The sequence below is a fragment of the Legionella sp. PC997 genome (genome assembly GCF_014109825.1).
Lineage (GTDB): Bacteria > Pseudomonadota > Gammaproteobacteria > Legionellales > Legionellaceae > Legionella.
Genome location: NZ_CP059576.1, coordinates 2,827,436 through 2,839,742 on the forward strand (window position 1 = coordinate 2,827,436; position 12,307 = coordinate 2,839,742).

Below are 12,307 nucleotides of genomic sequence, written 5' to 3' on the forward strand. Positions count from 1 at the left end.
ATTATACCAAAACTCTAAATAAATTGGTATCTTTATTGAACAAATTTGGAGTGACTACGTGGCTTAAGATATCCCCTTGTTCAAGGTAATAATATTTCCAGTATTCAGCTTCCGCTGTTTTTATGTTTCGACAAGGTATCCGTGCTGAACGGGGTATACGCATCAATAAAAAACGTTTATCACCCGCATACACACGCTGAATTAGAATCATTTTGGAAAACAACTCAGGTGAAACATCGGGCGTATAATAGGGTTTAATTACTAAATAATTTTCTCGTCCATTGTCCAGCAATCGGCAAAGTTCTTTATTATTCAGAGCAGATTTCACTCGACCTCCTGAGTAAAATTGAGCGGAAAATTCAGTTTTGAAACTCCAATAAATTAGATAGCTTCCAGCTTCAGGATGTTGCTTTAACCAGGAAGCAACTACCAATTTTTCCGTTTTGGATATTGCTTCTGGCATTGCATTAAATAAAAAAGTCGCCCCCAGAAAGAGTACTCCGACCAGTACAGAGAGACCTGTAATAAGCTGTCTAGCTCTGGTGATGGCACCAACGCGATCCCAATATGTAACAAAAAACACTGAAAAAGCAGGAAGGCTTGGAAAAATATAGGTGTAAATAATGTTTCGAGAAAAAGTAAAAAAGAGTATTGGAACGACGGTGCATAGAAAAAAATAACTCAACCAACCATCGTTATCGACAAATACTTTGCGTGCATTATGTTTGTATTTAATAAACCATGCAGCGCCAAGCACACACCAAGGTAAAGTACCAATGACAGCATATACCCAAATCATTCCCCAAGCTTGCTGGTGGGCAAAACCATACTTATCACCGACCCATCCTGGTTTTAAAAATCGATTGAAATTCTCGCCAATAATAAAATAATTTAAAAATCCCGGCGTTCTTATTTCTGCCCAAATGTACCAAGGAAGAGCGATAGCAAGCATGAGTAATATGCCCTTTATCCAAGGCAAGCGCTTCCATAAATTACGCCACTGCTTTCGTAATAAAACCCAAAAAAATATGGGCATGCCTGATAAAACAATCGCAACAGGGCCTTTTGCTAACAAACCTAACCCCAGACCTACAAAAAAAATATAAGACCAAAGTTTGCTGTCATCCACCACCGCTCGCCAAAACGCGATTTCGACCAAAGTAATGCAAAGAACTAAAGATGGATCAGTCATTACAGTTCCTGCATCAAGGAAAAAATACAATGTCCCCGCAAGTATTATTGTTGTGACCATAGCAATTACATGACCACTATGCCTTTTAACCACATACCAAATAAGCCATATCGTAATCAAAGATAACAATAGACCGGGCAAACGAACCGCAAACTCATTAACCCCAAAAAGTTTCATCGAAAAAGCAGATAACCAAGTAGACAACGGCGGCTTCGCCCAAAAAGGAACGCCATAATCATGGAGAGGCGTGACCCAATTCCCGGTTTCCAACATCTTGCGTGCAATTTCTGCATAACGTGCTTCGGAAACATCATTCAAAGGAATAAAACATATAGAAATTATTCGACAGACCAGAAGAAAGACTAATGCAAATTGGGCATTATAAAAAAATTGGTGTTGCAACTGTTTTTCGTTTTCAATATTCAAAACAGATCCTCATTAAAAATCTTCTCTCTTGCATGTAGGCAAAATCTATAAATCTGAAGTTTCGCTCGCTTTATCAAGTTACATTGATTAAGCATTCAATAAAAAATGACAGAAATATTACCCTTTATTTTAATTAATACAATTTTTTTATGTTCATTAATAAAAAACATCCTCATTTTAATTGTAATTAGCGATATAAGGTAATGAATTTTATATGTTTTTAGTAAAAGACTGAAATTGTATAATGAAAATACATGACGAGCGGTTTACTTTAGTTTACACTGAGGCCTTGTAAGAAGATCTTACATATATCCATTGGACATTTGGAGACTAACATGACGTTTGTATTAAAGGAACTAAGTGAATTAAGAAAACATTTTGATGATACCGTTGATATTTTCTTAAAACGTGAAAATAAAGGAAAAATTGAAGACCTTAATAGCAACCCTCAAAGAAAATATGAACTACAATACCTTTCTGCAATACTTTCTCAAATCGAAGAACAAGCACAACCCTTTCTAGATACCATAAAAGAATACGAAAAGAAGAAATCAGTAGAAAAAGAAAAGTTCTCTCCAACTACAGAAGACATCCAAAAAAAAGACAAAGCTCTTGAGAATGTAACAAATCTAACAAATGCTTTTTATGGCGCAATGTTAACGACAATCCAAGACATCGAAAACAACCGTAGAAGTATTGACTCACCCGGTTTACTGAGTGCTTGCCTTAAGGATGCAGTTGGAATTAGTGAGGAAGCCAAAGCAGAAGACAAGCCTGACATATATCAAGTTTCTAAATTCTATACCGCAATAAACGGGTTCCTAAATCAGGTTTTTCAAGGGCATGATTCGCGTAATGGATTTACAAAAAACCATATGTTAACAGCTATCCCAACCGAAAGCTTAGACAAATTCATTCAAACATCCTATGAACTTGAAAAAGACGCCCAAAAAGCAATCGTTGCTTCTTTTACTAATGATGCGGAAACAAATGCTGAAATCAGTAGATACAAAGCAATTAAAAAATCGCCTGCCTCTGCAACCGATCGATTTGCTGGTTGGGATAAACTCAATAAAGCTCTTGATGAATTAATCAAAGATGAACTTGCGGACAAAAATGTTTCTAAGATTGAAAAGTTAAAATCATCAGAGCGAATTGCTCAACTTCGCTTTCTGAACGCAATAAGAGAAACATTAAAACATTCAGAAATTAATGAATCTGAAAAAGTAGCTATTTTAGCTGGATCCATGCATCTAGTTCATAAACAAATCCTAAAAGAATATTCCTCTTCATACCTTACGAGCCCAGAACAATCCATTATCTTCAATGGATTAAGTAAAATTCTTGGTGTAGATGAAGTAAAACCCCGAGATGTTGAGACCTTGGTTACCTCTGCAACTCAATTTATGCAATTTATGACAGTAGCTCCGAAAAATAATGGTAAGAAGGCAATTCGTAGCAGCCATATGTTTTCAGCAATTGCAGACTTTAATCTTAAAGGAGCGTTTAATTTACTCATCGATATGATCTTTGAGTGCCGCATGGCCTCCTTGAAAATTGCCGTCGAGGAATTTAAAAAAGAAACCAAAAAAGAAATCAAAAAAGAACCTAAAGAATCTAAAGGATATTTAGGCAGTTTCTCTTCTGCATTCAATAAAACATTCTTTGGAAGTAAAGCCATAGAGGAAGAGGACAGTGATGAGGAACTAGAACATACACCCGCTACGGTAGGTCAGAACAAAAACGGTTAGTGTTTAATCTTCACGCTTTTTAACCTACTCTTTAGGATAAGATGACTAATTTGGTCATCTTATCTATATTTTTGTAAACAACCCGTCTCTAATAAGCCATTTAGGCTAATTTTTTGTTACAATGTCGGTTTCCCTACTTGTTTGTACCTTGCATCTAATGAAAATTAAATTATTTATTAAAGAAATATCATTTATTCTGTTGGTTTTAATAGCGAGTCAGAGTACCAGTTTTGCATTTGGTCATCGCATTGCTACGGACTCCGCTAATAATGTGAGTATCTTAGATTCCGAGGATCAATCACAAGAAAATTACGATATAAAAAAAGAGTCCCCTAAAAAATCTTTTTCCCCCAAAAAAATAGTCTCCATCACCATCGATGATTTACCTTTTGTTGGCGAATATCGAAATTTTCATTTAAACATGATGATTGAAACCATGACTAAAGAGCAAATTCCTGCTACTGGATTTATTATTGCCAGTGAAGTACGTAAAAATAATTGGGAAATACTGCATAAATTCCGCGATGCTGGGTTTGGTTTAGGTAATCATACCCTCACGCATGCTAATTTAAATAAAATGGATACCCAAGAATACATTGAGGAAATTCGAGGTGCGGACAAGATATTACATCCTGTTTTAACGAAACCTAAATATTTTCGTTATCCTTACTTGGCGATGAGCTCTGGACAAAAAAAAGAAGAAATACTCTGTTATCTTGCCCGAAAGAATTACCAAGTTGCCCCAATTACTATTGATTCCAAAGATTTTGTTTTTAATCAACGCTTGTTATCAGTTCCTGAAGTGAATCGACGCACCTATTTAGATGAGTTGAAGCCTTTTTATCTTGATTTTATTTGGCAACAAACACTTCGTGCTGAGGAACACAATGAATTTCATCAAAATACCGAGCAAGCACAAATTTTATTAATTCATGCAAATTTACTTAATGCTTATGTTTTGCCTGATATTATAAATTTGTATAAACGAAATGGTTATGATTTTGTAAATTTAGAAGATGCATTAAAAACATTTAAAAATCAAATTCAATGCAATAGACCTCATGCTTTTGCGCAGAACAAAAAAAGGCATCGGCAATACAAGGTAGCAAGTGCGGAAATCGAGAAATTTATCGAATGGGATTAAAGCAGTCACTATTAGGCTCACTTGTGTAAAAGGATAGTAATAAGGATGTACAAAGTAAATCCAATACGAAGAAAAGGATTCACCTTAATTGAATTAATGATGACCCTATTTGTTATAGCCACCCTTTCTGCAATCGCCTACCCTTGCTACGTTCATTTCTTGCTTAAAAGGCATCGTTCCGATGCCATCTCCACACTTATACGAGCTCAATTCACTCTGGAACGATGTTATGCCGAACATTTTTCTTATAATGTCCTTTGCAGCCCATTACTTTCATTTCCGCAAACATCGACTCAAGGCTTTTACCGTATTCGCATAGCTAAGTTAGGAACCACTACTTATACTTTGACAGCAACACCCATGGGTTATCAAACTAAGGATGCGACTTGTGCGAGTTTGAGTATCGATCAATCCAATATAAAAACAGCTGTAGACTCAACAGGAGCCGTACAACCTAGTTGTTGGAATCCAAGCTGATTTAAACTGAACTATCCATAATCTAAATTAAAAGTGTTCTTCATATCTGTACGGCCATAGTAAAAATTTACTTTACAAACAAAACCCTCTTCTCTACTATTCCGTTTAACGGACGGTCCAACTTAAAATGAAATGGAAATTTTTTGCTTTTTCACAGGCATACTTTACCTGTATACGCTCAATCGTACTTTGCCTCTAATTAGCCTACTCTTTTTGTTCCTCAGTCCAAAGTATTCCTTGATTCTCTTTTTTATTCTAGGGGTGTTAGTCGCATGCCTGCATCAATTGCTTAATGTACCCAGAGGGATGCCCAATAGTCCAGTCATACCTAAAGTAATAATTCAAGGAAGAATTGCATCTATTCCTAACCAAGATTTCTCTAAAACACAATTTCTATTTGCACTTGAGGAATATGATCAGCATCCAGCTCAAGGATTAATTCAATTGGCCTGGTATAACAATGCTCCTGAAATACACGTAGGGCAACGATGGCAGTTTACCGCCAAGTTAAAAAAACCACGAAATTATTTTAACCCAGGAAGCGCCGATTATGTCGGCACACTAAATACAAGGCATATTCATTGGACGGGCTATATTCTTTCTAAAAACAATCATTTACTCTCAGAATCTCCTTCTCATTTTAATTGGCTTCAAGTACGTGAACATCTAGGCAATAAACTCAACCAATTGGCACCGAATCAATTTACTGCAGGAGTTTTTGAAGCATTAACTTTAAATTTGACCAACCATATTAGCCCGCAAAATTGGGATCTATTTAGACGTACAGGAACCACCCATTTATTCGGAATTTCAGGAGAACATATTGCATTAATATCTGGAATGATTTATTGGCTGATTCGATGGCTATGGTCTCAAAGCGCCTTCTGCTGTTTGTATATTCCAGCCCCCTATATTGCTAGTGTTAGCGGGCTCCTGGCGGCTTTATTATATGCTTTCTTAGCAGGATTTGCCCCACCAGTACAAAGAGCACTCATCGGCTGTTTTTTTTATACCTTCTATCGTCTAGGAAAACAGCGCTTTTCAGCCTGGCAAATATGGAGATATGCTCTCTTTGGTGTTTTATGTATCGAACCACACGCAGTATTCATGCAAGGTTTTTATTTTTCTTTTTTGGCTGTCGCGTGTTTGCTTTTAACTCAACAACGTTGGAAGTTAAAAGGATATAAAGGAAGTTTAGCCTTACAATTAAGCTGCTTAATTGGACTCATGCCGTTAACCCTATACTGGTATTCGTATGGTTCCATTAATGGTTTTATTGCGAATTTATTTGCTATTCCTCTAGTTAGCTTTTTAATCGTACCCATAGCATTAATAACGATGGCACTCAGTTCATGGAATGTTGCCGTCCTCTTAATGAAGCCCTTATCATTTCTGATTGCACTGTTATTCAACGGATTAAGCCTTATCGAACATTTAGAAGTTGTTAATATTAATTATTCGGTCCATAGCATTGAATGGGTGGTTCTCTTGATGGGCGCTTTACTGATGTGGATTTTATTACCTATTAAACGCCTACAATGGATTGCATTACTCTGGGTAATGCTTCCATTTTACCCATTCCGCACTGTATTATCTCCAGGAGAAGCAGTAATTGATATTTTGGATGTAGGCCAAGGTTTGGCCGTTGCGATAAGAAGCCAACATCATGTGTTGATCTATGATACTGGAGATCGGTTTTTTCAAGGAAATGACCTAGGGAATATGGTGATTTTACCTTACCTTAAAACCTTAGGGATAAAAAAAATTGATGCCGTGGTCATTAGTCATCCAGATAAAGATCACCGTGGAGGACTCAAATCTCTTGAAAAAGGAATGCACATAGAGCAACTATTGGTCAATGAACCTCGTTATTACGGTCATGGTGAATCATGCCATGATTATCCACGGTGGACGTGGGATGGTATTCATTTTATTTTTTTTCCAATCACCCATCATTTTAAGAATAAAAACAATAATTCATGTATCTTGCAAGTAAGCACTAAAGCGGGAAAGATATTGTTAACCGGTGATATTGAAAAAGAAGCCGAAGATTATTTAATAAAAACATATCAAGAACAACTGGCTTCTGATGTGTTAATTGTTCCTCATCACGGTAGTAAAACCTCGTCTTCTTATCGATTCTTGCTCGAAGTTACCCCCCGCTATGCTATAGCCTCATTAGGTTTTGATAATCGTTTTCACTTTCCTCATGCTAAAACTTTGGCCACTATGGACTCATTAAAAATTCCTTTTTATAGAACAGATCAGTGCGGTATGACCCGAGTAAATTTACCATCTCAGGGAAAAATAGAAAAACCTGTGTGTTTTAGCAGCAATAGTTTGTAGGTCTATCAAGGAACAGGTGTTTCACTAAACTAAACACAAGCTATAATAGGTGGTGGATACGTTATGTATAACCGCAATGAGGAATTCCTCCAGACTTAGCATGAGTAACAAATAATGAGATTTTCATCCTAAATTTCTGAAGATTGGATGGTCATGGATAATTGATAAATTCTTTCTTAAATTCGATGCCTGAATTTCGGTCGCACATTTTTTAAAAAAAGCTATAGTAACTATTGAAACAACTGATTTGAGCATTACATGTTAACTGATACAGAAAAAAAAGAATATTACCAGGCCTTACTTACTAAAAACTCCAAATATGAAGGTCAATTTTATGTTGGAGTAAAATCAACTGGAATATTTTGTCGGCCTACTTGTCCTGCAAAAAAACCAAAATTTGAAAACTGTGAATTTTTTCGCACAATTCAAGAAGCACTTCTAGCTTCATATAGACCGTGTATGCGTTGCCAGCCACTGTCCTATCCTAATCAGGCTTCACATTTAATTCAAAAATTGGTTGCTGCTGTAGAAGCCAATCCTGAAAAGAGATGGAAAGACAGCGATTTTGTCGCGTTAGGAGTTGATACATCAACTGCACGCAGGCAATTTAAAAAACGCTTCGGCATGACTTTTGTTGCTTACGCACGTGCAAGAAGAATGGGTATAGCCATGAAACAAATTCGTGAGGGTACAGTGGTGATTGAAACACAACTAAATGTTGGATATGAATCCAGTAGTGGTTTTCGCGATGCTTTTTCTAAAATAATGGGAGCGGCACCTTCGCAGTTAGCAAAACATTTTAGTGTTTTAAAGGCCTCCTGGTTCGATTCACCTCTTGGACCAATGATTGGAGTAGCTGATGATGAAGCTTTATATCTTTTGGAGTTCGTAGATAGAAGAGGCTTAGAGCGTGAGGTAGAACGACTAAGAAATAAAATGAAGGCAGCTATTATTCCCGGAGATACAGCGCCACTTCGATCGATTGAAAAAGAACTCAAAGCTTATTTTTCAGGAACGCTAAAAAAATTTAACACTCCAATCCAAATGCAAGGTACCCCTTTTCAAAAAATGGCTTGGCATGCTTTAACACTAATTCCTTATGGGGAAACGAGAAGTTATGCAGAACAAGCCCAAACCTTAGGTAAACCCACTGCCTACAGAGCAGTTGCTAATGCTAATGGTGCAAATTCGCTTTCAATTATTATTCCTTGTCATCGTATCATTAATACCAGTGGAAACCTGGGTGGGTATGGTGGAGGGACTTTACGAAAACAATGGCTCCTTGAGCACGAACAGAAAAATAAATGATTGCTGCTCAAAAGAATATTATCCTGGGTGAAGCATAACGAAACCTGGGTTTAATATTTTTCAAATTAACGGATTTGTTAAACTTCACCCACAATTAGAACTTTCTTCTATATGCATGCTTTGAACAGCAGTACTTCCCATATATACTCAATTTATTCCTAAATTTTAGGCAAATTTCCACTTAATCATTTTCTGATGATGAAAATAACTAGAGTAAAAATGTCATTGATCTCTTTAGACATTTGTAACTATTATTTACATTTCCTTAACCATTCATCGTCTATTAATATAGATTCGCGAATCAGAGTTAAGTGTCCCTCTCTTTATTTCAAAAATCCGATATAAGTTCAAGGGTAATAATAACGCATGCAGAACAAAAATCGGATAAAGAGTACTACCAAGTGCATACATAATAAAGGCTACATTGGAGCAAATTGCGATGAGACGTAATGTCAAAATCCTTTTGACATAGAACGTCGCCAACACCAAGCAACAGGCAATATAGCCAACAATTTCGATCGTTGATTCCATTTCAACTCCCACTTCCAATCCATTCATATTCAACATACACCTAGTATGCCAGACTCGCAAGTGGTCTTAATATTGTAATTTAGCTAAAACAAAACGAAACCTGTTTAAAAAGTTAACATGGGAACAAATGATTTTGATTCCGTTTTTGTCTTTATCTTCAACTATAGAGGTAAGGATGTCGCAGAAGAAGGAAGTGTTGGTATGTAAATTCGATCATTAACAAAACTAATTGCTTCTCGTTCAAAAGTTATTTTAATTGCAGAGAGCACTTCATCACGTACTGTAGCTAAATCGCTTTTTGACCAATACAACACTTTAAGTTCAACACCGCCTCTATCAATCATCTGAGATAACAAAATTTGAGGTTTAGGTGTTGGTAAGATATGACTGCACTCCTCACAAATTTTATGGAGTAAAGACTTAATATTATTGACATCATGTACCGCATCAATTCTAAGTATGATCTCATCTCGTTTTTGAGGAAATATACTCAAGTTGGTAATTTCTGATTTAATTAACCCCTCGTTGGGAATTCGAATTAATCGATTGTCAATGGTTTTGATTTTAGTGGATAACCAGTCAATAGTTTCAACTGTTCCTTTAGTCTCTTTAATGGAGATCACGTCCCCTACTTTAAAGGGGCGTTCAAATAAAAGAAACACCCCACTAATTAGATTGGATGCGGCCGTTTGCGAAGCAAAGCTTAAAGCTACCGTAAATAAACCCGCAGTCCCTAGTAATAAAGTTAATTTAAACCCCATCTCATGCAATGCTGAAATCGAAAACAGCAAAAAAAAGCCGTAATAAATCACCCGACTTGATAACATTGCGAGGTGTTTTGAAAATCGATTTTCAATTATTTTTTCCACCCAGTGGCTGATTTTTTTTGCAAAAAAATAACCAAAAAAGAGTAAAAACGTAGCAAAAGCGATATGTTCCCAATTTAGATGCTTCAAATATTCTATTGTGTTATTCATAAGAAACTCATGTTAAATGGAAAACAATCAAAAATAGTACCAATTTTTACCAATAGATACTATCCTTTTATCAATTTGCGGCGTCTATATACGACTAAAAGCTTTTTATGTTTTTTAAATAAAAAAACCCACATGACTTATTGTGGGTTAAATTAATATTTTATAGTTTTAATAGCACGATTCTTGTAACCAACAATGTCCATATTGATTACATACGCGAACAGTTTGACATGAGGGATAGTAATAATCGTTATAGTAAGGAACCCCGATAACAACCCCAGTACCCCAGCCGCCATAACCATCGTTCCAACCATTATGGTAGTAACCACCGTGCCAGCCTCCTCCGTGCCAACCACCGCCATGCCAGCCGCCTCCACCGCCATGCCAGCCTCCACCGTGCCACCCACCACCAGCAGAACTCATTCCAGCAGCAAATAAGCCTAGAGCAAAAATCCCAATGCATATGATTTTACTCATAATAGTTCTGCTCATGATCATTCCCCGTTTCTCAACTCCATAAATTTAATTATAGCTCAAGTACGCTTTAATAATAGTTTCTCTGTCGATTTTTTGACGACTTGAAATTGCATTTGAAATACATCTAATAAAAAGAAATAATAAGCTCTTATTTACAATTTAGGGTGTTGAATGCAACTCACTCAATTTACTGATTACTCGCTACGTGCTTTAATTTATATCGCACTCAAACAAAATACATGCACCATTAATGATATCGCCTCGGCTTATGCCATCTCACATAACCATTTAATAAAAATAATTCATAATTTATCAAAAATGGGAATTATTAAAACAATTAGAGGGAAAAATGGCGGCATTATTATGGCTGAAAATCCTGCAGAGATTAATCTAAAAACTCTTGTTTTAAAACTAGAGCCGCACTTTGATTTAGTCCCATGTTTTAATCAAGATAAAGCAAATTGTTGCATTGCACCAGCATGTAAATTACGAAAAATTCTTCTGGAAGCACAAAAAGCTTTTTTTGAAATTTTAGATCAGTTTAGTTTAGAAGATATTATTCAAAATAAAATTGAGCTCTACCCATTACTCAAGCTTCCTCCTCAAGAAGAAATGCATGATGCATGAAATAAAGATCAAAAGAATTTATGAACAAGCTGATTCATCAGATGGATACAGAATATTGGTTGATAGATTATGGCCTCGTGGAGTAAACAAAGAGAAGGCTGCTATAGACTTATGGTTAAAAGAAATTGCCCCAAGTAACGAGTTACGTCAATGGTTTCACCATCAACCTGAAAAATGGCAAGAATTTAAAAAACGCTACACGGGTGAGCTGGCTGAAAAGCAAGAGCAACTTACCAAGATCACGACAAAAGCAGAACACCAAACTGTAACTTTGTTATACAGCGCTAAAAACGAAAAGTTTAATAATGCAATCGCTTTACTTGAGTTAATTAAAAATAAGGAAATAATCAAATTTGGTACTAATTTAAAGTTGTATTTAAAATGAAACTTAAGTATCATTATCCCAATTTATATCAGCAGATAGTGATATGACTGAGCTGAATAAAACCCATATTGAAAAGCTCGTGACCCATTTTTACCAAAAAGTGCAAAAAGATGAGGTCCTTGGCCCCATCTTTAATGATGTGGCACACGTTGATTGGGATGAACACATCACCCTACTGTGTCAATTTTGGAATAGCATCATGTTGAAAACCAATGAGTACCATGGCAATGCCTATCAAAAACATGTCCTATTAAAACAAGTCACTCCTATTACAGAAGCACATTTTGTTCGTTGGCTGGATTTATTCCAGAAAGAAGCGGCACACCATTTGCCCAGGGAAAAGGCAGAAGAAATTGTTCACAAAGCTTCATTAATCGCAGAATCTTTAAAATTTGGAATACTGAGTCAAGAAACGAGGGTTAAAGAAAATGCTTAAGCCCTTGACTCGTGATATTCTTATAACCGTGATTATTAAATTTAGTCTATTGATTTTATTATGGTTAATTTGCTTTAAAAACGTGGAAAAACCACATCAAAGCAATGAACAATGGCTGTTAGGAACAATTCAAGCAAAAGAATATCTTCCTTATGAAAAAAAATAAATTAGGGAATTCCTTAGCATTTTATAAGACAAAATAGGAAATCTAAAGATTTTATCAATAAGTA

The 12,307-nt window shown here is 36.0% G+C and carries 13 protein-coding genes; 9 read left to right on the forward strand and 4 right to left on the reverse strand.

The window, feature by feature from the left end; translation table 11 throughout:
• Position 1: 1 nt before the first annotated feature.
• Positions 2 to 1,618, reverse strand: coding sequence for a glycosyltransferase family 39 protein (locus tag HBNCFIEN_RS12220; RefSeq protein ID WP_182391357.1), 1,617 nt, complete (start codon positions 1,616 to 1,618; stop codon positions 2 to 4).
• Positions 1,619 to 1,953: 335 nt separating this feature from the next.
• Here HBNCFIEN_RS12220 and HBNCFIEN_RS12225 point away from each other — a divergent pair, with 335 nt between their 5' ends.
• The 5 genes from HBNCFIEN_RS12225 (at position 1,954) to HBNCFIEN_RS12245 (ending at position 8,644) form a co-directional block, all read left to right on the forward strand.
• Complete coding sequence (locus tag HBNCFIEN_RS12225; protein WP_182391358.1) at positions 1,954 to 3,369, forward strand: hypothetical protein; 1,416 nt, start codon at positions 1,954 to 1,956, stop codon at positions 3,367 to 3,369.
• Between the two features lie 157 nt (positions 3,370 to 3,526).
• Positions 3,527 to 4,513, forward strand: coding sequence for a polysaccharide deacetylase family protein (locus HBNCFIEN_RS12230; protein ID WP_255464209.1), 987 nt, complete (start codon positions 3,527 to 3,529; stop codon positions 4,511 to 4,513).
• A 45-nt stretch (positions 4,514 to 4,558) separates the two neighbouring features.
• Positions 4,559 to 4,990, forward strand: coding sequence for a type IV pilin protein (locus HBNCFIEN_RS12235; RefSeq protein WP_182391359.1), 432 nt, complete (start codon positions 4,559 to 4,561; stop codon positions 4,988 to 4,990).
• A gap of 132 nt (positions 4,991 to 5,122) precedes the next feature.
• On the forward strand, positions 5,123 to 7,336 hold the full coding sequence (locus HBNCFIEN_RS12240) for a DNA internalization-related competence protein ComEC/Rec2 (protein ID WP_182391360.1): 2,214 nt from the start codon (positions 5,123 to 5,125) through the stop codon (positions 7,334 to 7,336).
• Positions 7,337 to 7,594: 258 nt separating this feature from the next.
• Positions 7,595 to 8,644, forward strand: a complete 1,050-nt coding sequence (locus HBNCFIEN_RS12245; RefSeq protein ID WP_182391361.1) for a bifunctional transcriptional activator/DNA repair enzyme AdaA — start codon at positions 7,595 to 7,597, stop codon at positions 8,642 to 8,644.
• Between the two features lie 273 nt (positions 8,645 to 8,917).
• Here the strand turns inward: HBNCFIEN_RS12245 and HBNCFIEN_RS12250 are convergent, their stop codons facing one another.
• From HBNCFIEN_RS12250 to HBNCFIEN_RS12260, 3 genes are all read right to left on the reverse strand, one after another.
• Positions 8,918 to 9,175: a hypothetical protein gene (locus tag HBNCFIEN_RS12250; protein ID WP_182391362.1), complete on the reverse strand. Its 258-nt coding sequence runs from the start codon at positions 9,173 to 9,175 to the stop codon at positions 8,918 to 8,920.
• Between the two features lie 161 nt (positions 9,176 to 9,336).
• A complete protein-coding gene (locus HBNCFIEN_RS12255; RefSeq protein WP_182391363.1) occupies positions 9,337 to 10,152 on the reverse strand; it encodes a mechanosensitive ion channel family protein in 816 nt (271 codons plus the stop codon).
• Between the two features lie 168 nt (positions 10,153 to 10,320).
• Positions 10,321 to 10,644, reverse strand: a complete 324-nt coding sequence (locus HBNCFIEN_RS12260; protein WP_182391364.1) for a hypothetical protein — start codon at positions 10,642 to 10,644, stop codon at positions 10,321 to 10,323.
• Between the two features lie 156 nt (positions 10,645 to 10,800).
• On the opposite strand from HBNCFIEN_RS12260, the gene HBNCFIEN_RS12265 reads away from it, so the two are divergent.
• Genes HBNCFIEN_RS12265 through cydP form a run of 4 tightly spaced genes read left to right on the forward strand, consistent with a single transcriptional unit; the run spans position 10,801 to position 12,243 of the window.
• On the forward strand, positions 10,801 to 11,256 hold the full coding sequence (locus HBNCFIEN_RS12265; RefSeq protein ID WP_182391365.1) for an Rrf2 family transcriptional regulator: 456 nt from the start codon (positions 10,801 to 10,803) through the stop codon (positions 11,254 to 11,256).
• A complete protein-coding gene (locus HBNCFIEN_RS12270; RefSeq protein WP_255464211.1) occupies positions 11,246 to 11,641 on the forward strand; it encodes a DUF488 domain-containing protein in 396 nt (131 codons plus the stop codon). The genes HBNCFIEN_RS12265 and HBNCFIEN_RS12270 overlap by 11 nt, the downstream gene beginning before the upstream one ends.
• 43 nt (positions 11,642 to 11,684) lie before the next feature.
• On the forward strand, positions 11,685 to 12,077 hold the full coding sequence (locus tag HBNCFIEN_RS12275; RefSeq protein ID WP_182391366.1) for a group III truncated hemoglobin: 393 nt from the start codon (positions 11,685 to 11,687) through the stop codon (positions 12,075 to 12,077).
• Positions 12,070 to 12,243 carry a cytochrome oxidase putative small subunit CydP gene (gene cydP, locus HBNCFIEN_RS12280; protein ID WP_182391367.1) on the forward strand — a complete coding sequence of 58 codons (174 nt, stop codon included), beginning with the start codon at positions 12,070 to 12,072 and terminating at the stop codon, positions 12,241 to 12,243. The genes HBNCFIEN_RS12275 and cydP overlap by 8 nt, the downstream gene beginning before the upstream one ends.
• The last annotated feature ends 64 nt before the right edge of the window (positions 12,244 to 12,307 follow it).